Below are 21035 nucleotides of genomic sequence, written 5' to 3'. Positions count from 1 at the left end.
CTCAAAACTGAGCAACGAGTGAGTTGTGGAAGCTTAGCTTCCGATTTGAATGTCTTCATTGCAGAAGACGATTCTCCATAGAAAGGAGGTGATCCAGCCGCACCTTCCGATACGGCTACCTTGTTACGACTTCACCCCAATCATCTACCCCACCTTCGGCGGCTGGCTCCCTTGCGGGTTACCCCACCGACTTCGGGTGTTGTAAACTCTCGTGGTGTGACGGGCGGTGTGTACAAGACCCGGGAACGTATTCACCGCGGCATGCTGATCCGCGATTACTAGCAATTCCGACTTCATGCAGGCGAGTTGCAGCCTGCAATCCGAACTGAGACCGGCTTTGATGGGATTGGCTTCACCTCGCGGTTTCGCTTCCCGTTGTACCGGCCATTGTAGTACGTGTGTAGCCCAGGTCATAAGGGGCATGATGATTTGACGTCATCCCCACCTTCCTCCGGTTTGTCACCGGCAGTCACTCTAGAGTGCCCAGCCTTACCTGCTGGCAACTAAAGTTAAGGGTTGCGCTCGTTGCGGGACTTAACCCAACATCTCACGACACGAGCTGACGACAACCATGCACCACCTGTCTCCTCTGTCCCGAAGGCCGCCACTATCTCTAGTGGATTCAGAGGGATGTCAAGACCTGGTAAGGTTCTTCGCGTTGCTTCGAATTAAACCACATACTCCACTGCTTGTGCGGGTCCCCGTCAATTCCTTTGAGTTTCAGTCTTGCGACCGTACTCCCCAGGCGGAGTGCTTACTGTGTTAACTTCGGCACCAAGGGTATCGAAACCCCTAACACCTAGCACTCATCGTTTACGGCGTGGACTACCAGGGTATCTAATCCTGTTTGCTCCCCACGCTTTCGCGCCTCAGCGTCAGTTACAGCCCAGAAAGTCGCCTTCGCCACTGGTGTTCCTCCACATATCTACGCATTTCACCGCTACACGTGGAATTCCACTTTCCTCTTCTGTACTCAAGTCACCCAGTTTCCAGTGCGACCTCAGGTTGAGCCCAAGGTTTAAACACCAGACTTAAATGACCGCCTGCGCGCGCTTTACGCCCAATAATTCCGGACAACGCTTGCCCCCTACGTATTACCGCGGCTGCTGGCACGTAGTTAGCCGGGGCTTTCTTCTCAGGTACCGTCACTCCGATAGCAGTTACTCTACCGGACGTTCTTCCCTGGCAACAGAGCTTTACGATCCGAAAACCTTCATCACTCACGCGGCGTTGCTCCGTCAGACTTTCGTCCATTGCGGAAGATTCCCTACTGCTGCCTCCCGTAGGAGTCTGGGCCGTGTCTCAGTCCCAGTGTGGCCGTTCACCCTCTCAGGTCGGCTACGCATCGTCGCCTTGGTGGGCCGTTACCCCACCAACTAGCTAATGCGCCGCAGGCCCATCCCTCAGTGACAGATTGCTCCGTCTTTCATTCTTCCTTCAGGAGAAAAAAGAAATTATCCGGTATTAGCTACCGTTTCCGGTAGTTATCCCAGTCTAAGGGGCAGGTTGCCTACGTGTTACTCACCCGTCCGCCGCTAAGTCATTTTGAAAGCAAGCTTTCAAAATGACTCCGCTCGACTTGCATGTATTAGGCACGCCGCCAGCGTTCGTCCTGAGCCAGGATCAAACTCTCCAATTAGTATTGAAAAGAGCGATATGCTCATTTTGAAACATCTGACGAGAAAATTAATTCTCTAATTTTGGATATCACTTTCGTGATTTCCTACTCACTCGTTGTTCAGTTTTCAAAGATCAAGTTCTCGTTGTCGCCGTTTAATGTCTCAGCAGCAACTCTTATACTATATCATGTTCAGCCGTTTAATGTCAAGCTCTTTTTTTACTTCTTTTTCGAGCTCGGCATGTGTGTTTCTCGGCCAGAAATAGAATATATCATGTATAGAGATTCATTGCAACACTTTTTTTCAAACAAATTAGTATTAAGCTATATATCCTCATAACGATACCAGAATCTTTACCTTCTGATCAACAGTAGCCAAGGAGAACCGCCGCTAGACAGCTCCCCTGTGCTCATTGTTGTATAAATACTATTCGTTTGTACGGTTACGCATATGCGGGAATAGCAGTACGTCACGAATAGATGCAGAATTGGTAAGCAACATGATCAAACGGTCTACACCGATTCCCAGTCCACCTGTAGGAGGCATACCATATTCCAAAGCACGGATAAAGTCATCGTCCATTTCATGAGCTTCGTCATTACCTTGCTCTTTCTCCTGGATTTGTGCTTCAAAGCGTTGACGCTGGTCGATCGGATCATTCAATTCACTAAATGCATTCGCATGTTCACGACCCACAATAAACAATTCAAAACGATCGGTGAAGCGTGGATCCTCATCGTTTTTCTTCGCCAGTGGTGAGATTTCAACCGGATGTCCCATTACAAAGGTAGGCTGAATCAGAGTTTCCTCCACAAATTGCTCGAAGAAAGCATTAAGGATATGACCGAAAGACATATGCTTCTCTACAGGTACACGATGCTCTTTTGCCAGAGCCTGTGCTTCCTCATCTGTCATATGAACACTGAAATCAACACCGGTTACTTCTTTAACGGCATCAACCATAGTTACACGACGCCATCCTGGTGACAGATCTACCGGCTTGCCTTGATAGTCGACCTGTTGAGTTCCTAATACCTCTTGGGCAATATGAGCGATCATATTCTCCGTAAGGTTCATGATGTCCTTGTAATCAGCATAAGCTTCATACAGCTCAATCATAGTAAACTCAGGATTGTGACGAGTCGAAATTCCTTCATTACGGTATACACGACCGATTTCGTATACTTTTTCCAGTCCACCAACAATAAGACGTTTCAAATGAAGCTCAATAGCAATACGCATATAAAGCTGCATTTCAAGCGTGTTGTGGTAAGTAATGAACGGACGCGCTGCAGCTCCACCGGCAATCGCATGAAGTGTAGGTGTCTCAACTTCAAGATAGCCAAGTGAATCCAAATAACGACGCATAGATTGAATGATTCTTGAACGAGCAATAAAGGTCTGTTGAACTTCCGGATTAATAATCAAATCAACATAGCGCTGACGGTAACGCAGCTCTACATCTTTAAGACCATGATATTTCTCAGGAAGCGGCAACAAGGACTTGGACAAGACTTCGAGATTATGCACTTTGATGGAGGTCTCGCCTGTTTTGGTTTTGAATACTGTTCCGCGAACGCCGATGATGTCTCCTAGATCGAGAACATTGAACGCTGCGTATTGCGTTTCAGGAATGCTGTCTTGACGAACATAAAGCTGAATTCTTCCACTGAGATCTTGGATATGCGCAAAACTGGCTTTACCCATAACACGTTTTGCCATAATGCGACCCGCTATGCTGACTTCAACAGATAGCTCGTCCAATTCTTCTTTAGAAAGTCCATCATACTTCGATACTAGGTCGCCAGCGTTAGCTGTACGCTCATACTTTTTGCCGAAAGGATCGATACCAAGTCCTCTTAGCTCGTCCAATTTGGCACGGCGGATTTGCAAAAGCTCACTAAGTTCGTTCTCTGCATTCTCCACATTATTCATTTCCTCGGTCATGCTATTCATCCCCTTGCAGATATAAATCCCTTATATTTTGAAAAAAAGCTTCCCTAAGGAAGCTTTCCCAAACAATGTTCCCTTATCTGCCTGCATACAAGAAAACTACTTATACATTCGGCAGCACATCTATTTACAGACTATAAGATCTGTACACTACTTCATTCTGATATCGAGAATTTTATATTGAATAACGCCTGCAGGTGTATTAACGTCAACAATCGTGCCTATTTTCTTGCCGATGATGGCTTTGCCTACTGGACTTTCGTTGGAGATCTTATTATTCAGTGGATCGGACTCCGCTGTACCTACGATCGTGTATTCCATAGTGTCACCATATTCCAAATCTTCAACACTTACAGTAACACCGATACTTACCACATCAGTAACGATCTCGTCGCTATTAATGATGCGCGCGTTGCGAAGCATCTTCTCCAAGGTGATAACGCGTCCTTCGATAAAAGCCTGCTCATTCTTCGCGTCTTCATACTCCGAGTTCTCACTGATATCTCCGTAGCCAATCGCTACCTTAATCCGTTCAGCAACCTCGCGGCGTTTCACAGATTTGAGGAATTCCAGCTCATCTTCCAGACGCTTTAGCCCGTCCGGCGTAAGGATGACTTCTTTATCGCTCATCTCAACCGATTCTCCTGTCGTATACATTTATTGAAAACACCATACTATATGCTAATCTAGGAGGATAAGAACCCTCCCTGCTGCATTGCTCTTACTGTAACGGCGATTTTATACTGTGAAATTATATTGGAACCGCTACAAAATGTCAATGACACCACATATAAAGTGGGATGTGTTCAAAAAGCGTAAGGAAAACAACGCGTTTATACTGCGGAAGCAGACATTTCATTACCCTTATTCTCTTCTTCATGCTTTAGCTGAACGACAAAATCATTCAAAATCTTCACCATTCCATCACGTTCTGTCTCTAACATGAGCACATCCTTCACTCGTGCAGCAGACTTCAGGCCTTTTAAATACCAAGCCATATGCTTACGCATCTCCCGAACGGCTACTGCTTCTCCCTTAAGTGCAACCAGCCGATCCATATGAAGAATGGCAACCTTAATCTTCTCATCCAATCCAGGTTCAGGCATCAGTTCCCCGGTGCTTAAATACTGAATCGTACGATACAGCATCCATGGGTTACCTAGCGCACCACGCCCGATCATCACGCCATCACAACCGGTCTGATCAAGCATAGCCCGAGCATCTTCAGGTGTATTCACATCACCATTGCCAATAACCGGAATGGAGACCGCTTCTTTTGCCATCTTGATATAATTCCAATCCGCGCGCCCCGTGTAGAGTTGCTCTCGTGTTCGTCCATGTACACTGACAGCCTTGCCACCGGCACGTTCTACTGCACGTGCATTATCTTCGACAAAAATATGCTCGCTATCCCAGCCAATCCGCATTTTCACGGTTACGGGTTTATCGACAACATCGACAACTGCAGAGACCATTTCATAGATTTTATCGGGATTCAAAAGCCAGCGGGCTCCCGCATCACATTTAGTTACTTTAGGCACTGGGCATCCCATATTGATATCGATAATATCAGCATTGGTTTCTTTATCAACCACTTTAGCTGCTTGCACCAGTGATTCTCTATCCCCGCCAAAAATCTGCAAACTAAGCGGTTTCTCCCGTTCATCCACGAACAACATTTCGCGAGTACGAGTATTTCCGTGAATAATAGCCTTGTCGCTCACCATTTCCGCACAGACTAAACCTGTTCCAAACTCTTTAGCGATTAGACGAAAGGCCGGATTGCACACCCCAGCCATAGGTGCCAGAACAACTTGATTTTTCATCTCAATGTCGCCAATCTTCAGCATTCGTATCACTTCCATTATTCCTATTTGAATTGCTTAAAAATTATGAGTCAGGGTTTACCAATTCTTCAGTTGTAACCCCTAGGACATTCGCAATTTTATCTAAAATTTGATCTTCCAAACGTCTATTGCCCCTCTCGACTGCGCCAAGCACAGCCAAGGAAATTCCAGTGAGATCCGCAAGTTCCTGTTGAGTATAGCCTTTTAGCTTGCGGAATGCCCTGACCCTCCGTCCCATACGCTTGTTGTCCACAACCGAATTCCTTCCTTCCCGTCTATGTCTTGAAGCGCTGCTGTAATCAACTTGCGGAGTCCGGAAGACTGTTCATTCTGTGGAACGATATCACTGAGCGGAAGCATTACAAATGCACGCTCAAACATACGCGGATGCGGTAACGTTAAATGCGGAGTATCAAGTGTCTGGCCCTCTACCCACAATAAATCTAGATCTACCGTTCTCGGTCCATAGCGAATATCCCGGATACGACCCAGTTGCGTTTCGATCCCCAGCATTACTTCCAGCAAGGTCTCTGGCGCAAGCGTCGTGCGCAAAGCTGCTGCCATATTAAGAAACTGCGGCTGATCTAAATAACCTACTGGCTCTGTCTCGTAGACTTTGGAGCAGCGAACTACCGATATTTCATCATGATTATTCAGTCTGTTCAAAGCCTCTGACAGCGTGCCCTCACGGTCGCCCAAATTAGCCCCTAAAGCAATATAAGCCTCTGATTCTTCAGAGGTGGAATGTATTTTCATGGACTTTGTTCTCACTTTCTAGTTCTGCGCAGCTCCACAGTCACTCCCTGAAAATGAATGTCGAATGGCGGATGCGGTTTAGTTACCTTTACCGTTACTGCATTGATAACAGTATAAGTGTCCAGTACGGAGGATGCAATATACTCTGCCAGAGCTTCAATTAACTTAAAGGACTTTATTTCGACAATGTTTTTGACCAGTTCATGCACTTCAGCATAGTTTACGGTTTGGTTCAAATCATCGTTCTGGCCCGCTCCCTGTAGATCGAGTTCCAGCTCCAAATCAATGTAAAAACGTTGGCCCAGCTTACGCTCTTCTTCAAACACACCATGATATCCGTAATATTCCATTCGATGCAGTGTCATTTTATCCATCTTTAAACCCGCCCTTTTTATAAAATATCTTTATTCACGCACCAATGGAGGTGCAGCATACAACATCGCATCACACATCTTGACCGTTCGTTTTATTAGGGATACATCATGCACTCGTACGATCTGGCAGCCCTGAGCAATACCAAAGGCTACTGTAGCTGCGGTACCTTCCACAACATCATCAGCGGGCAAATCAAGTACGGTCCGGATGAATTTTTTGCGTGAAGTCGCCAGTAACAGTGGATAGCCAAACTCAGTCAACCCGTCCAAAAGCATCATCGCCTGCAAATTTTCATTAAAATCCTTCGCAAAGCCGATCCCTGGATCCAAGATGATATTGGCTGGCTTCACTCCTGCGGCTAAAGCAAGATCAATACTTTCCTTAAGGTCTGCCGACATATCCGCACTTAGATTCGTATAATCACGGTCCTGCCGGTTATGCATCAAAATAATGGGACAGTCTGCAGCTGCTGCCACTACCGCCATTTCCGGATCAGCCTTACAGCCCCATATATCATTAATGATATGGGCACCAGCAGCAATAGCTTGGCGTGCCACTTCAGCTTTGTACGTATCTATAGATAACGGAATATGCGGTGCCGCTCGATGAATACTCTCGATGACAGGCAATACACGAGCTAATTCCTCTTCAAGCCCCACTGGTTTATGACCAGGACGGGTAGATTCTCCACCAATATCTATAATATCAGCACCGTCTGCGGCCATTTGTAGCGCATGCTCTACTGCTTTGTCCGGATCATCCCAAAGTCCTCCATCTGAAAAAGAATCCGGGGTTACATTCAGGATGCCCATAATCAGCGTTCGATTTCCCAATTCCAAATCAGTAATTCCACAGCGGTATGTCCGCTTGAATATGGCTGGTCTCATTTCGGTATTCCCATCCTTTCTCTATAGAATGAAATCAAATCCGAAGTCATTCTGCCGCAAAGGCCATCGCCTACGGTAAATTTTTTATCTTTTTCCCAAAGCGTTGTGACCGGGACAATTTCTTGTACGGAATTAGTAAGAAATACTTCGTCGGCTATTTTCAACTGCTCCCAATAATATGCGCCCTCTTCTACCCTAATTCCAGCACTGCGAGCCAGCTCCATTACCATTTCCCGGGTAATTCCCGGTAGAATCCCAGCTGAGATATCTGGAGTGTGGAGAATATTGTTTTTTATAAAAAAGATGTTGCTGACAATGCCCTCTGCTATGACCTCTTGTGCAGTTAACATCAATCCTTCAGCACCATTCGCCGCAGAGGCATAACCCCTAAGCTCACGCTTGGCTAAAATATTATTCATATAATGCAGAGACTTGAATCGCACTGCTCCCTCCGGAGTGTTACGCCGTAAGGACAACAGTTGCAGGTCTTTGCCTTCGCTATATATCTTTTCGGATACTTTCGGCAGCGCTTTGATGTACAGCAAATGATTGGGTTCGCAATAGTCGCCCGCAGGTAACCCGAGAATATCCTCACCAGCGGTCACGGTATAGCGTATATAAGCTTCTTTTAATTCATTTTTGTCCATAACACGCTGGATCCACTCCTGCAGCTGTTCAACATCCTGCGCAAATGGAATACCAAGCTCCTTGCACCCCTCTGCCATACGCTTCAAATGACGCTCCAGCAGAAAAGGCACTCCCCCATACGTCCGAAAGGTCTCGAACAATCCTATACCGTATAAAAAACCGTGATCCAGGGCGGAAACCACGGCTTGTCTTGCATCTATGACACCATTGTTAAATCCTATATATTTCATGCCGTTTCTCCGGCTCTCCGTTTCAAGAAATTACGCAGCATCGTATGACCATGATCCGTAATAATCGATTCCGGATGGAATTGCACACCTTCGATAGGGTATTCTTTATGGCGCAGTGCCATAATCTCCCCTTCTTCGGTCTCCGCTGTAATCTCCAGACAATCCGGCAGACTCTCGCGCTCTACAATCAAAGAATGATATCTTGTTGCCGTAAAAGGAGACTCCAGACCTTCAAAAACCGACGTGCCCTTATGATGAATCGGGGATGTTTTTCCATGCATCAAACGCTCTGCACGAATAACATTTCCACCAAATGCTTGGCCTATCGCCTGATGCCCAAGGCATACGCCGAAGATCGGAATAATACCTTTGAAATGATGTAACAATTCCAAACTGATCCCCGCTTCATTAGGTGTACATGGTCCTGGAGAAATTAAAATATGATCGGGAGCCATTTTTTCAATCTCTTCAATGGTAATTTCATCGTTGCGGTGTACTTTAACCTCTTCCCCAAGTTCACCCAAATACTGTACGAGGTTATACGTAAAGGAATCATAATTATCGATGACCAAGATCACAGTGTTTCTCCCCCTTCGGCGCCGCTGGTAGTTTGGGATTCCTGCTGTAACTCACTACAGAGTACTGCCTTCACTACCGCTTTGGCTTTATTATGGCATTCACGGTATTCACGGTAGGGATCAGAGTCGATCACGATGCCCGCACCTGTCTGAATATATCCGACTTCATCCTTTACAGCCAGTGTTCTAATAATAATATTTAATTCCATATTTCCGTTATAGTCAATAAAGCCCATGGATCCTGTGTACGGCCCACGCCGAACCGGCTCCAGCTCTTCAATGATTTCCATTGTTCTTACTTTGGGCGCGCCTGTAATCGTTCCCCCTGGGAACAATGCTGCGATTACAGCATAAGCATCCTTATCCGGTGCGACCTGGCCCTCTACCTGCGAAACGAGATGCATCACATGAGAGTAGCGCTCCACCGTCATCAGCTCAGGCACGCTGACGGATCCATATGCAGCGACACGCCCGATGTCGTTGCGCTCCAGATCGACAAGCATAATATGCTCGGCGATCTCTTTTTCGCTCCCGCGAAGCTCCGCCTCCATGGCGGCATCCTCCGCGGGAGTCAGGCCTCGGCGCCGGGTGCCGGCGATTGGCCGTGCGCTCACTTTGTCCCCGTGCAGCTTGACGAGCAGCTCCGGTGAAGCGCTGGATAGCGCGAAGCCGGGCGACCGCAAGAGCCCCATGTACGGGGACGGATTGAGCTTGCGCAGCCATTCGTAAACATCCTCCGGCGAGGACTTCAGCTGCGCCTCCTGGCGCAGCGAGAGGTTCACTTGAAATACATCGCCTTGGCGGATGTATTCCTGAACGTCCAGCACGGCCTGCTGGAACTTCTCAGGCGAGAAGGCCGAGGTCATACCCGGCCACTCTCCTGAGGAATCTGTGAGGGCCTCAATGCTACCGTTGAACTCTTCGTTCAACCCCGAAGCAGTGGATACCAACTGCCACTGCTCTACCATTCGTCCAGCCTGTTCTATAGCACCGAGATAAAGGTTCTGCAAATCCTCCATCCCACATTCTGCTGGAACCGGGACGTGAACAGCACAATAAAGCACATGCTCTTCGTGATCATAAATCCATACCTCATCCATCCTCATAAAGAGATAATCAGGAAAACCGGGATCATCTTGTGCGAGAGACGGTAAACGCTCCAATGAGCGAACCACATCGTACCCTATAAATCCAATACATCCACCGGTAAATGGAGGAATGCCCTGAACGTTTAGACTTGGCGAGGTGAAACCTGACATCCATTGCTGTAGCAGCTCTAGCGGCTGACCTAGCAGCGTTGTTGTCTCATGTGAACCCTCATCGGCTGTATGACCCAATGATTCGGGAGAAAGGCTAAACACCTCAGCGCCTTCTCCCTTGCCTTTTAATATTGATACAGGATTTAAACCTAAGTACGTATAGCGGCCACCCTTGCCACTCTCCAACACTACGGAGTATTCGGAAGCTAGTTCCCAGGCCTTCTTCCAGGATGCGGGCAATTCCCCCGAGCACTTGGGTGATTTTATAATCAAGGGGAACATGCTCCAGTCTTCAGCTGCCCATTGTTCCCACTCATTCCATGTCGTTATGATTTCCAAAGCCATCCTCCTAAAAGTTTTATGGAGCCATTACATCATAGACATCACTTCGCAATAAAACTTACTTCGTAAGCATTTGCTTAGTTTTATCTAGCAATTACTTATTATTAATCATCAGTAGTATATTGCCTGTCAGTATACTGTACTTAAGGCATTATTGAAAAGCCCCCAGCTATAGGAAATTAATATGGCTTTTGAGTCTTCGGTAAAAACCTTAGCATTTTTCAAAAATATAAAATTAACACGTCTAGGGTGTAGTATATCCACAGAACCTTTTGCCCATATAATCAACGAAAAGAGTCTCCATCACCACCAGAAAAGTGGTATGAAGACTCTTATAAATTACGTTATTGCAAACAATTACGCTTCGAAATTGTAAAGTGGTGTACTCAGGTAACGTTCACCATTACTTGGGATGATGACAACTACCTTCTTGCCAGGACCGAGGTCTTTAGCAACCTTAAGTGCTGCAAATACTGCTGCACCGGAAGAAATGCCAGACAAGACGCCTTCTTCTTTAGCTACACGGCGTGCAGTTTCGAATGCTTCATCGTTCTCAACATGGATGATCTCATCATAAATGTCCTGGTTCAGGATTTCAGGAATGAAGTTTGCTCCGATACCCTGAATTTTGTGAGGGCCTGGTTTGCCTCCTGCCAAGATTGGAGAAGCAGCAGGCTCCACAGCATAGATCTTCACGTCAGGATATTTGCTCTTCAGCACTTCACCTGCACCCGTGATCGTTCCACCTGTTCCGATACCTGCAATAAAAGCATCCAGTGGGCCTCCGATGGACTCAATAGCTTCAACGATTTCAGGTCCAGTGGTCTCACGGTGGATCTTCACGTTCGCTTTATTCTTGAATTGCTCCGATGGGAAATAGCTTGGGTTCTCTTTCAGAATTTCTTCCGCTTTCTTAACCGCACCATTCATGCCTTCCGATCCTGGAGTCAGAACCAATTCTGCTCCGTATGCACGAAGTAGATTACGGCGTTCCAAGCTCATGGTTTCCGGCATTACGATAACTGCCTTATAACCTTTAGCCGCAGCCACAAGTGCCAAGCCAATACCAGTGTTACCACTGGTTGCTTCTACAATTGTACCTCCAGGTTTCAGTAGACCTTCACGTTCAGCTTCTTCAACGATGCTGATTGCGATACGGTCTTTTACGCTTGATCCCGGATTCTGATATTCCAATTTCAAATAAATATCTGCGGAGCCTTCCTGTGCCAGACGATTCAAACGAACGAGCGGAGTACCTCCGATCAATTCTGTTACGTTGTTAACGACTTTAGCCATGAGCAAAAACCTCCTTAGAATGATAAATGCGATATAAGAACGTAAATTGTGACTTTACTCTTCTGTATGTGTGTCCCTATTATGCAATAATAACTGCTATAAAGGGGTATAGATATTGGACCACCGTTAGTTATTTCCGACTAAAACGGTAGGTTTTACGTTAATATCATATTATCAATCTTGCAGGCTGTTGTCAATATTTATTGCCACATCATATTTCGTGCGCAAATCACTCTCCACTTGTTGTAAAGGGGGTGCTTGCTCCAACGCCAGCTCTTGACGTATCAGCGCTCGAATTTCCTTTTGATCAGGAATATTTTGTGTGTGAATACTCTCTAGTCGAATGATAGCGAAGTCGTCCTCCGCCTGAATCGGCCCCGCTATATCACCCTCATCCAAACTAGCAGCGGTCTTAAGCAGTCCCTCAGGCCAAAAAGGATCGTCTTCCTCTACTTTGCCCAAACGGCCTCCTTGCAGCCGACTCTCTGCATCAATGGAAACTTCCCTAGCTAAATCAGCAAAATTCTCGCCCTGCTCCAAGCGATCCATTACTTGCTCGCCTTCGTCATAAGATGAAACCTTAATCATGGAGAGTTCCAATTCCCTTTTGGGAGTGAAACGCTCCGTGTTTTGGTCTAAATAAGTATCGATATCAGCTTCCTTAATCGTAATACCATCAGTGGCTATTGCTTGTAAGGTCAGACGATAAGCCGTTTCTGCGAACACTTCCTGACGAGATAACCCCAGCTGAGACTGCATTTGTGCATAATACTGTTCTTCCGATCCGTATCCAACCATAGTTCGTGCAAGTTCTTGCTCAACCTCATCGTCGGTCACGGTAATCCCCAGAGCCTTTGCTTCCTTCTTCACAACAATATGATTGATCATTCCAACCAGCACTTCGTGGCCATGCTTTTTTTTGAGCTCATCCATCCACTGCTTATCTGTTATCGGTAATCCGCCTGCAGTCGCTGCATCCGGTGTTTCGTTTTCTGTTGTATCCCCTTTTAGAAGAGCCATGGCGCGTAAGCTCCAGAACAATAGGCCCCCGAGCATTAAAGTTGCGACAGCCAGAATAACAACCGTATTGCGAAGTGCACGTTCCTGTCTCGTCATCATCCCATGCCCTACGATTTCGCTTGTTCTAAAATGACCTGTAATTCGTCCTTATTAAAAACATAAGCCTCGTTGCAAAAATGACATACAACTTCAGCCTGCTCATCTTCTGCAATTAATCTCTCCAGTTCATCTTGCCCTAAGCTAACCAATGTCTGCTCTACCCGCTCACGCGAACATTGACAAGCAAAGTTAATATCCAGTTCATCCATAACTAAGGCATCCGGCAAAAGAAAACGCAGCATTTCTTCTGGCTCAAGACCCTGATCAAGAAGTGTTGTCACGGAAGGCATAGCCCCTAGAGCTTTTTCGATCTCCGTAATCTCCGCATCCGTCAGTCCTGGAAGAAGCTGCACGATAAACCCTCCGGCTACAATCACTGACTCATCGGTATCCACTAATACACCTAAGCCAACTGCAGCTGGGGTTTGTTCAGAAACAGCGAAATAATAAGTGAAATCTTCCGCAAGTTCTCCGGAGATGATAGGAATACTACCTCGATAAGGTTCCTTCAAACCTAAATCCTTTATAATATCAATGAACCCTTCAGTTCCTACGGCTCCAGCAACATCCAATTTACCCATACTATTGCTAGGTAAGTGAATGTGAGGATGGTGTACATAACCGCACACTTCTCCCAACGCATTGGACTCCGCAACGATTTGCCCGATCGGTCCATCCCCTTTGACCATGATACATAGCTTCTCTCTTCCTTTAAGCATAGCGCCCATCATGGCTGCAGCGGTAACTGTACGTCCAAGTGCGGCTGTAGCCGTTGGATACGTATCATGTCTGCGACGCAATTCCTCGACCAATTCTGTTGTGCGGACAGCAAACGCTCTCACTTTACCATTCATAGCCGTTCCACGGATAAGTCGATCCTTCTTTTTTTCCATTGGGTGCATAGCCCTCCTATCTCTTCGCCCTTTAGGCTTCTTTATCTTTATTGGTTACGGTCATAAATAATTCGTAATCCTTCTAGTGTTAACATAGGATTTACTTCGTCGATACAATCCGTCTCCCCCGCAATTAGCGAAGCGAGGCCTCCAGTAGAAATAACCTTCAGTTCCGGAGCGTTCATCTCGATTTTGATACGCTTTACAATCCCCTCGACTTGGCCTGCATACCCAAAAATAATACCAGCCTGCATAGCGTGAACTGTATTACGTCCGATAACCTTTTTAGGCTTCTCCAACTCAATTCGTGGCAGTTTCGACGCCCGCTGGTATAAGGCCTCTGTAGAAATAACAAGACCCGGAACAATCGCTCCTCCAAGATAATTAGCCCCTGCATCGATACAGTCGAAGGTCGTAGCCGTACCAAAATCAACAACAACAAGCGGACATTTATATTGTTCAATCGCAGCCACAGCATTAACAATCCGGTCTGCGCCAATCTCACGCGGATTCTCATAGCGAAGATTAAGTCCCGTTTTTATCCCTGGTCCTACGAGTAACGGATCTTTGCCTATATACTTTATACACATATCCACGATAGTCTTAACCAGAGGTGGAACTACCGAGGATATAATTACACCTTCCACATCTTTGACAGAGATCCCTGACATCTGAAAAAGATTGTGTATCAGCACTCCATATTCGTCCACGGTGGATTGGCGCGCAGTACTTAGCCGAAAATGATGTAACAATTCGCGCTTTCTGTATACACCGAGAACAATATTGGTATTACCGACATCGACAGCAAGCATCATGATGAGGACCCTTCCTTCTTGGCATTAAGGTCTAGACTAATATCCAGACTGGAAAAGGAGTACGTAAGGCGTCCTACAGAAATCACATCCACACCTGTTTCTGCGATCCCACGAACCGTTTCTAACGATACATTGCCGGAGGCCTCTGTCTTGACATGTGGAGCTTTAGCTTTAATCCTAGCCACCGCTTGCTTCATCATCTCGTTAGACATATTATCAAGCATAATAATATCAGCACCTGCTGCCAGCGCCTCTTCGACTTGCTCTAAGTTCTCAGTCTCTACTTCAATGCTCATCGTATGTGGAATGTTCTTCCGCGCACGACCTACTGCCTGCCTAATACCACCTGCACCTTTGATATGATTGTCCTTGATCATAACCGCATCATATAGACCAAAACGATGATTAAAGCCTCCACCAACACGAACTGCATATTTTTCCAGCATACGATGTCCTGGTGTAGTCTTACGTGTATCTACTAGACGAGTCGGTAATCCATCGAGCACCTGTACGAAAGATGACGTACGTGATGCTACACCGGAAAGACGCTGCATCAAGTTGAGTGCAAGCCGTTCACCCGTAAGAATTGCATGTGTGCTTCCCTCTACCTCAATAATTACAGTCCCTTTTGTCACTGCTTGACCTTCTTCTACAAGGGCTGTAAAGCTAAGCGTAGGATCAACAATTTCAAAAACCAACTCTGCAATCGGGATACCACAAATTACGCCATCTTCTTTAGCATGAATAATCCCTTTAGATTCATGGCCAACAGGTATTGTCATTTGTGTTGTTACATCACCGGAACCAACATCTTCCCGCAGCCAAGCCTTAATGGATTGTACTAGTTCTTCATTGTAACCATTAAACATCATCGCTTAATTCCTCCACTATTCCCAGATCGCGAATTTGAAGCAGGTGCTTGCGCCACTGATCATCACTTCGCTGCGGGTAATCCTCACGGTAATGTGCCCCGCGACTCTCTTCCCGTGCTAGAGCAGACTCTGTCACGAGCAAACAGCAGGTCAGCATATTAGCGAACTCGTATTCCTCGCGTTTAGTCAATACGGATCCAAAGATGGGTAGCTGCCGTTTCAATTCTTCTATTCCCTTAGACAAGGTCTCTTCATTACGTCGTAATCCAGCATATCGAACCATTACCTTTTGTAGCTTCAAACGGCGTTCCACAATAGCTTGAGTTGGCGAATCAACACGCCCTTCGTTGCTACTAACTGATGTTACATCACATCCAAGCGGAGATAATTGGCGAATCCGCTCAATAATACGATGTCCAAAAACAACTGCTTCCGATAATGAATTGCTTGCTAATCGATTAGCCCCATGTACGCCTGTGGAAGAAACCTCCCCGCAAGCAAACAAGCGAGGAATCGTACTCTCCCCATTCAGATCGGTCTTAATGCCCCCCATCATATAATGCGCAGCTGGAGCCACTGGAATCCAATCACTTGTAATATCCAGTCCATAGCCCATACAGGTCTCATGTATTGTAGGGAAACGATGCTTCACCATTTCTGGGGATTCATGCGTAATATCCAAATAGACAAACGTTGACTTTGTAAGCTCCATTTCACTTACAATAGCCCGAGCTACAATATCTCGTGGGGCTAGCTCAAGCAACTCATGATATCGTTTCATGAACCGCTCTCCATTAATATTGCGCAATACTGCTCCTTCCCCACGAACTGCTTCGGAGATTAGGAATCTAGGAGCTCCAGGATAACTCAATGCTGTAGGATGAAATTGAATAAATTCCATATCTCGTATATGAGCCCCGGCACGATAAGCAATGGCTACCCCGTCGCCTGTAGCTACTTCAGGGTTGGTAGTGTATCTAAATAATTGTCCTGCACCGCCAGAGCACAAAATAGTCGCATCCCCTTGCAGGAATAACCGTCCGCCGCCGGGACGCTGCAACAATGCGCCTACACATTCTCCACCTTCAGTGATGAGATCAATGACATAATGATCATCCCACACCTCAATGTTCTCATGTTCAGCTACCTGTTCAGCCAAGGCACGAACGATCTCATACCCTGTAGCATCTCCATTAGCATGCAAAATACGACGGTGACTATGCGCTCCTTCCTGCGTCAAAGCCAGTACCCCATCTTCCTTATCAAAAAGAGTACCTAAACGAATTAGCTCATGAACTCTATCTGGTCCTTCATTAACAAGTGCATCGACAGCTGTGGATGAGCACAGACCTGCTCCCGCCATTAATGTATCCTGCCGGTGGTAAGCAGGGGAATCGTCCTCAGCGATTACAGCTGCGATCCCCCCCTGTGCATAGCGAGTATTACTCTCCATTACTGATTTCTTTGTGATCATAATGACACGCCGATCTTCACTAGCTTTAATAGCTGTGAACAATCCGGCAATCCCTGAACCGATAACAATACAATCTGTCTTTACTTTAGGAATATCCCGAAGATCAAAATCAACCAAATATTGTGGAATCATGACCGCGTTTCACCTGTTTCAACGAAAGAGTAGCGCATACTACCGGACTTGTAGCATGCGCTCTAGGGAAGTTCTGGCTTTGTCGGCGACAGCAGGCGGTACATAGATTTGTGGCTTCATCGTCTCCAGGCATTTCACCAGTTTTTTTAGATTGTTAACTTTCATATTAGGACAAACAAGAAATTTTGTAGCAAAATGGAATTCTTTATCCGGACTATCTTTACGAAGCTGATACCCTGTACCATCCTCAGTTCCAACGATAAATTGCTTACGGTCAGATTTCCGGCAATACTCGAGAATGGATGTAGTACTACCTACATAATCACCCATGGCCACTACTTCCGGACGACATTCTGGATGAACTACAAATTCTGCTTCTGGGTATTTCGCTCTCATTTCTACTACATCTTTAACAGTCAACATATCATGAGTGTTGCAATAGCCTTCCCAGATAATCAGTTTTTTGCCGGTCTGATCTTGTACGTATTGACCAAGATTCTTATCGGGTACCCAGATAATTTCTTCAGCATCGAGGGATTCGATTACTTTCACGGCATTGGCAGAGGTACAACAGATATCAGTTTCCGCTTTAATCTCTGCAGACGAGTTGATATAAGTCACCACTTTAGCATTTGGATGTTGCGCTTTAAGCTTACGCAAACCGTCTACATTGACCATATCAGCCATTGGGCAGCCTGCACGTTCATCAGGAATAAGGACGGTTTTGTTTGGAGCCAGAATTTTAGCACTTTCCCCCATGAAATGAACACCGCAGAATACAATAACCTCTGCATCAGTCTCTGCAGCCTTCTGAGCGAGTAAAAAAGAGTCTCCCCGGAAATCGGCAACCTCCTGAATTTCATCACGTTGATAATAATGAGCTAAAATGATTGCGTTTCTTTCCTTCTTAAGCTGTTCAAGACGTATACGAAGTTCTCGATTCTGTTCCTGCTTACGCTCAAGTGCCAGAGCTTCCACCGATTGTTCTCCCCCTTAAATCTTCGCGGCTTTACGCCGGTGCGATGTTATCAAATGGCATGAGCCATCATCCGAAAAAATGAATAAGCTGATGTTAATAGTAAGTAATATTAATCACTAATGTACACAACGTTCCAGCCCCTGTCAATGTGACTAGACAGGCTTCCAAGCATGAAATTACCTAAAAATTAAAATAAAAAATCCGGAGACAATTACGCTCTCCGGATTAATTTACATCTTATGAATAGTGATCCTGCTTAGGTAAGGCTAGTTCCGCCGCCTTTATTGTCATCATCAGATCCGTCATTACCCTCAGATTCAGGTTTGTTCGGGATTTCCTTTGATAGGTTCGGAGGCGTGGAATCAGTATCTTCAGACTTGCCTTGAATGCGGACACGCACATCACCGATATTATCAATGACAGGTTCGCCAACTTCAAGCGCAACGCCTTCGCCACCCTCAGCCTTACCATCTTCAGAAAGGAATCCTTGTTCAATCAGCTCTTTAATCTGATCAAGCTCAAGTGTTTCCTTCTCAAGTAACGTATTGGCAATCAGGTGCATTTCTTTAGAGTATTTGAGCAACAGTTCTTTACAACGTTCGTAGCTCGAAGTAATAAAGTTCTGCATTTCTTGATCAATCTCATAAGCGATGGAATCACTATAATTCTGTTCATGCCCAATATCACGACCCAAGAATACTTGGCCTTGAGACGAGCCGAACTGCATAGGTCCAAGCTTATCGCTCATACCGTACTCCATGATCATGGCACGCACGATGCGCGTAGCCTGTTGGAAGTCACTGTATGCGCCCGTACCGATCTCACCAATAAACAATTCTTCGGCAACACGTCCACCAAGTAATCCAGTAACCTTATCCAAAAGCTCCTGCTTGGTAACGATCATCCGATCTTCCTTCGGAAGCATAATAACATATCCGCCGGCACGTCCGCGTGGGATAATTGTAACTTTATGCACCATATCAGCATGCTCAAGGAAATAACCAGCTATAGTATGGCCTGCTTCATGGTAAGCAACAATGCGTTTCTCACGGTCACTGATAACCCGACTACGTTTCTCAGTACCCACGATAACACGGTCAATGGCTTCATCCACTTCAATCATGGAAATATCTTTGCGGTTACGACGTGCAGCTAGCAATGCTGCTTCATTTAGCAGATTCTCTAGATCAGCACCCGTGAATCCAGTTGTGCGTTTAGCGACAACATCCAGTCTTACATCTTTCGTAAGCGGCTTGTTACGAGCGTGAACCTTAAGTACAGCTTCACGGCCTTTTACGTCAGGGCGGTCAACCGTAATTTGACGGTCAAAACGTCCTGGACGAAGTAATGCAGGATCAAGTATATCAGCGCGGTTAGTTGCCGCAACAATAATAATGCCTTCGTTACCACCGAATCCATCCATCTCAACCAGCAATTGGTTAAGTGTTTGCTCGCGCTCGTCATGTCCGCCGCCGAGTCCGGCGCCGCGTTGACGACCCACAGCATCAATTTCATCAATGAAGATAATACATGGCGCGTTCTTCTTAGCGTTCTCGAACAAATCACGTACCCGAGAAGCACCGACACCCACGAACATTTCTACAAAATCGGAACCGGAAATACTAAAGAAAGGAACACCGGCTTCACCTGCTACTGCACGTGCAAGCAATGTTTTACCTGTTCCCGGAGGGCCTACAAGCAGTACGCCTTTAGGGATACGTGCACCGACAGCTGCAAATTTGCGCGGATCTTTCAGGAACTCAACGACTTCGACAAGCTCTTGCTTCTCTTCGTCCGCCCCTGCAACATCCTCGAAGCTGATTTTCTTCTTCTCTTCATTATATAACCGAGCCTTGCTCTTGCCGAAATTCATGACTTTACCGCCGCCACCTTGCGCCTGGTTAAACAGGAAGAAGAACAAGATGAACATAATGACTAGCGGGATAATAGAAGAAAGGAATGTCAGCCAAATGCTGGTACCTTCCATTTTCTTCTGAGTTAATTCAATCCCATTAACATCACTGGCTTGAATCAGTTCATTAATAGCAGCATCTGTTGGAGGAATATATGTGGAGAAGCTTTTCGATTTAGTATCGGCAGGCAACTCTCTATATTCGCCTGTAACTAAAAAGGCATTACCCTCAAACTGAACCGTCAAATCCTTCACATTGTTGCTCTTGATCTCCTGCCGTAACTCGTCGTATCTAGGGAAATCGGCGGCTTCATTTCCATTGCTCACAAACTGGACAATACCCACCACGACTAAAAATAAAATCAAATAAAAACCAGAATTCCGGATGAACCGATTCATCCCCTACCTCCTCTCGCAACACTCAAGTTATTGTACCATAGCCTCTTGGGACACCTCAAATAAAGGAAGCCAAGGGTGCCCGATCCGTATGATCAAGGCAATCAATAGTTCAATTGGAATAAATCTCAGGCTTCAGTACTCCAACATATGGGAGGTTCCGATACCGCTCGGCATAATCCAATCCGTAGCCTACTACAAATTCGTCTGGCAACACGAAGCCTGTATAGCTGGCTTCTAGATTAACCGTACGACCTGAGGGCTTATCAAACAAGGTAACCACATTGATAGAAGCAGCATTGCGGTTGCGGAGTAGCTCAATCAAATAGCTGAGCGTAAGGCCACTGTCAATAATATCTTCAACGATCAAGATATCGCGGCCTTCTACCGATACATCTAAATCCTTAATAATTTTGACAACACCAGAGGACTTGGTGGATGCTCCATAGCTAGATACTGCCATGAAATCCATCTCAACAGGTACTGTAATGGCTTTAACCAGATCTGCCATAAATATAAACGCGCCTTTTAGTACACAAATGACTAAAGGGGTACGTCCTGCGTATTCTTCGCTCAGTGTTCGACCGAGCTCCTTAATTTTCTGCTGAAGTTCCTCTTCGGTGATCAAGACTTCTTGAATATCATTTTGCAAC

The 21035-nt window shown here is 46.0% G+C and carries 19 protein-coding genes and 1 rRNA gene; all 20 read right to left on the bottom strand.

What is annotated here, in order from left to right:
* Positions 1-81 precede the first annotated feature (81 nt).
* Positions 82-1639: ribosomal RNA gene (locus tag MKY19_RS00430) — 16S ribosomal RNA — on the bottom strand.
* Positions 1640-2045: 406 nt separating this feature from the next.
* Entirely contained in the window at positions 2046-3566 is a 1521-nt protein-coding gene (gene lysS / locus MKY19_RS00425; protein WP_179085871.1) for a lysine--tRNA ligase, read from the bottom strand.
* Positions 3567-3722: 156 nt separating this feature from the next.
* Positions 3723-4202, bottom strand: a complete 480-nt coding sequence (gene greA / locus MKY19_RS00420; RefSeq protein WP_042183910.1) for a transcription elongation factor GreA — start codon at positions 4200-4202, stop codon at positions 3723-3725.
* 203 nt (positions 4203-4405) lie between these two features.
* Complete coding sequence (dusB, locus tag MKY19_RS00415; RefSeq protein WP_076300985.1) at positions 4406-5422, bottom strand: tRNA dihydrouridine synthase DusB; 1017 nt, start codon at positions 5420-5422, stop codon at positions 4406-4408.
* A 40-nt stretch (positions 5423-5462) separates the two neighbouring features.
* On the bottom strand, positions 5463-5657 hold the full coding sequence (locus MKY19_RS00410; protein ID WP_234540301.1) for a helix-turn-helix transcriptional regulator: 195 nt from the start codon (positions 5655-5657) through the stop codon (positions 5463-5465).
* On the bottom strand, positions 5624-6175 hold the full coding sequence (gene folK, locus MKY19_RS00405) for a 2-amino-4-hydroxy-6-hydroxymethyldihydropteridine diphosphokinase (RefSeq protein WP_339799640.1): 552 nt from the start codon (positions 6173-6175) through the stop codon (positions 5624-5626). The genes MKY19_RS00410 and folK overlap by 34 nt, the downstream gene beginning before the upstream one ends.
* Before the next feature lie 11 nt (positions 6176-6186).
* Positions 6187-6549 (bottom strand): dihydroneopterin aldolase, encoded by a 363-nt coding sequence (gene folB / locus MKY19_RS00400; protein WP_042183904.1) that lies wholly within the window; start codon positions 6547-6549, stop codon positions 6187-6189.
* A 30-nt stretch (positions 6550-6579) separates the two neighbouring features.
* Complete coding sequence (folP, locus tag MKY19_RS00395) at positions 6580-7437, bottom strand: dihydropteroate synthase (RefSeq protein ID WP_339799638.1); 858 nt, start codon at positions 7435-7437, stop codon at positions 6580-6582.
* Complete coding sequence (locus MKY19_RS00390; RefSeq protein ID WP_339799636.1) at positions 7434-8315, bottom strand: aminotransferase class IV; 882 nt, start codon at positions 8313-8315, stop codon at positions 7434-7436. Before MKY19_RS00390 ends, folP begins: the two co-directional genes overlap by 4 nt.
* Positions 8312-8893 (bottom strand): aminodeoxychorismate/anthranilate synthase component II, encoded by a 582-nt coding sequence (gene pabA, locus MKY19_RS00385; RefSeq protein WP_042123170.1) that lies wholly within the window; start codon positions 8891-8893, stop codon positions 8312-8314. Before pabA ends, MKY19_RS00390 begins: the two co-directional genes overlap by 4 nt.
* Positions 8890-10434 carry an anthranilate synthase component I family protein gene (locus tag MKY19_RS00380; protein ID WP_339804078.1) on the bottom strand — a complete coding sequence of 515 codons (1545 nt, stop codon included), beginning with the start codon at positions 10432-10434 and terminating at the stop codon, positions 8890-8892. Before MKY19_RS00380 ends, pabA begins: the two co-directional genes overlap by 4 nt.
* 417 nt (positions 10435-10851) lie before the next feature.
* Complete coding sequence (gene cysK, locus MKY19_RS00375; RefSeq protein ID WP_042123166.1) at positions 10852-11790, bottom strand: cysteine synthase A; 939 nt, start codon at positions 11788-11790, stop codon at positions 10852-10854.
* A 174-nt stretch (positions 11791-11964) separates the two neighbouring features.
* On the bottom strand, positions 11965-12909 hold the full coding sequence (locus tag MKY19_RS00370; RefSeq protein ID WP_339799632.1) for a peptidylprolyl isomerase: 945 nt from the start codon (positions 12907-12909) through the stop codon (positions 11965-11967).
* Positions 12910-12917: 8 nt separating this feature from the next.
* Positions 12918-13802, bottom strand: a complete 885-nt coding sequence (gene hslO, locus MKY19_RS00365) for an Hsp33 family molecular chaperone HslO (protein ID WP_339799630.1) — start codon at positions 13800-13802, stop codon at positions 12918-12920.
* 47 nt (positions 13803-13849) lie between these two features.
* Positions 13850-14617 (bottom strand): type III pantothenate kinase, encoded by a 768-nt coding sequence (locus tag MKY19_RS00360; RefSeq protein ID WP_042183892.1) that lies wholly within the window; start codon positions 14615-14617, stop codon positions 13850-13852.
* Positions 14614-15489: a carboxylating nicotinate-nucleotide diphosphorylase gene (nadC, locus tag MKY19_RS00355; RefSeq protein ID WP_042183890.1), complete on the bottom strand. Its 876-nt coding sequence runs from the start codon at positions 15487-15489 to the stop codon at positions 14614-14616. Before nadC ends, MKY19_RS00360 begins: the two co-directional genes overlap by 4 nt.
* A complete protein-coding gene (gene nadB, locus MKY19_RS00350; protein ID WP_042183881.1) occupies positions 15479-17095 on the bottom strand; it encodes an L-aspartate oxidase in 1617 nt (538 codons plus the stop codon). The genes nadC and nadB overlap by 11 nt, the downstream gene beginning before the upstream one ends.
* 39 nt (positions 17096-17134) lie before the next feature.
* On the bottom strand, positions 17135-18073 hold the full coding sequence (nadA, locus tag MKY19_RS00345; RefSeq protein WP_042183878.1) for a quinolinate synthase NadA: 939 nt from the start codon (positions 18071-18073) through the stop codon (positions 17135-17137).
* Between the two features lie 257 nt (positions 18074-18330).
* A complete protein-coding gene (ftsH, locus tag MKY19_RS00340; protein ID WP_042183872.1) occupies positions 18331-20385 on the bottom strand; it encodes an ATP-dependent zinc metalloprotease FtsH in 2055 nt (684 codons plus the stop codon).
* A 109-nt stretch (positions 20386-20494) separates the two neighbouring features.
* Positions 20495-21034, bottom strand: coding sequence for a hypoxanthine phosphoribosyltransferase (gene hpt, locus MKY19_RS00335; RefSeq protein ID WP_042183870.1), 540 nt, complete (start codon positions 21032-21034; stop codon positions 20495-20497).
* Position 21035 lies beyond the last annotated feature (1 nt).

It is taken from the genome of Paenibacillus sp. FSL R5-0744, assembly GCF_037972555.1.
In the GTDB taxonomy this organism is placed as follows: domain Bacteria; phylum Bacillota; class Bacilli; order Paenibacillales; family Paenibacillaceae; genus Paenibacillus_AQ.
This window is presented reverse-complemented; position numbering and strand designations above follow the sequence as displayed.

Excerpts from the sequence above, each read along its gene's own strand:
- greA (WP_042183910.1), bottom strand. The coding sequence starts at position 4,202 with ATGAGCGATAAAGAAGTCATCCTTACGCCGGACGGGCTAAAGCGTCTG.
- MKY19_RS00380 (WP_339804078.1), bottom strand. The coding sequence starts at position 10,434 with ATGTTCCCCTTGATTATAAAATCACCCAAGTGCTCGGGGGAATTGCCC.
- MKY19_RS00370 (WP_339799632.1), bottom strand. The coding sequence starts at position 12,909 with ATGATGACGAGACAGGAACGTGCACTTCGCAATACGGTTGTTATTCTG.
- dusB (WP_076300985.1), bottom strand. The coding sequence starts at position 5,422 with ATGCTGAAGATTGGCGACATTGAGATGAAAAATCAAGTTGTTCTGGCA.
- folP (WP_339799638.1), bottom strand. The coding sequence starts at position 7,437 with ATGAGACCAGCCATATTCAAGCGGACATACCGCTGTGGAATTACTGAT.
- MKY19_RS00360 (WP_042183892.1), bottom strand. The coding sequence starts at position 14,617 with ATGATGCTTGCTGTCGATGTCGGTAATACCAATATTGTTCTCGGTGTA.
- nadC (WP_042183890.1), bottom strand. The coding sequence starts at position 15,489 with ATGATGTTTAATGGTTACAATGAAGAACTAGTACAATCCATTAAGGCT.
- nadB (WP_042183881.1), bottom strand. The coding sequence starts at position 17,095 with ATGATTCCACAATATTTGGTTGATTTTGATCTTCGGGATATTCCTAAA.
- ftsH (WP_042183872.1), bottom strand. The coding sequence starts at position 20,385 with ATGAATCGGTTCATCCGGAATTCTGGTTTTTATTTGATTTTATTTTTA.
- folB (WP_042183904.1), bottom strand. The coding sequence starts at position 6,549 with ATGGATAAAATGACACTGCATCGAATGGAATATTACGGATATCATGGT.
- folK (WP_339799640.1), bottom strand. The coding sequence starts at position 6,175 with ATGAAAATACATTCCACCTCTGAAGAATCAGAGGCTTATATTGCTTTA.
- MKY19_RS00410 (WP_234540301.1), bottom strand. The coding sequence starts at position 5,657 with ATGGGACGGAGGGTCAGGGCATTCCGCAAGCTAAAAGGCTATACTCAA.
- MKY19_RS00390 (WP_339799636.1), bottom strand. The coding sequence starts at position 8,315 with ATGAAATATATAGGATTTAACAATGGTGTCATAGATGCAAGACAAGCC.
- hslO (WP_339799630.1), bottom strand. The coding sequence starts at position 13,802 with ATGGAAAAAAAGAAGGATCGACTTATCCGTGGAACGGCTATGAATGGT.
- cysK (WP_042123166.1), bottom strand. The coding sequence starts at position 11,790 with ATGGCTAAAGTCGTTAACAACGTAACAGAATTGATCGGAGGTACTCCG.
- lysS (WP_179085871.1), bottom strand. The coding sequence starts at position 3,566 with ATGACCGAGGAAATGAATAATGTGGAGAATGCAGAGAACGAACTTAGT.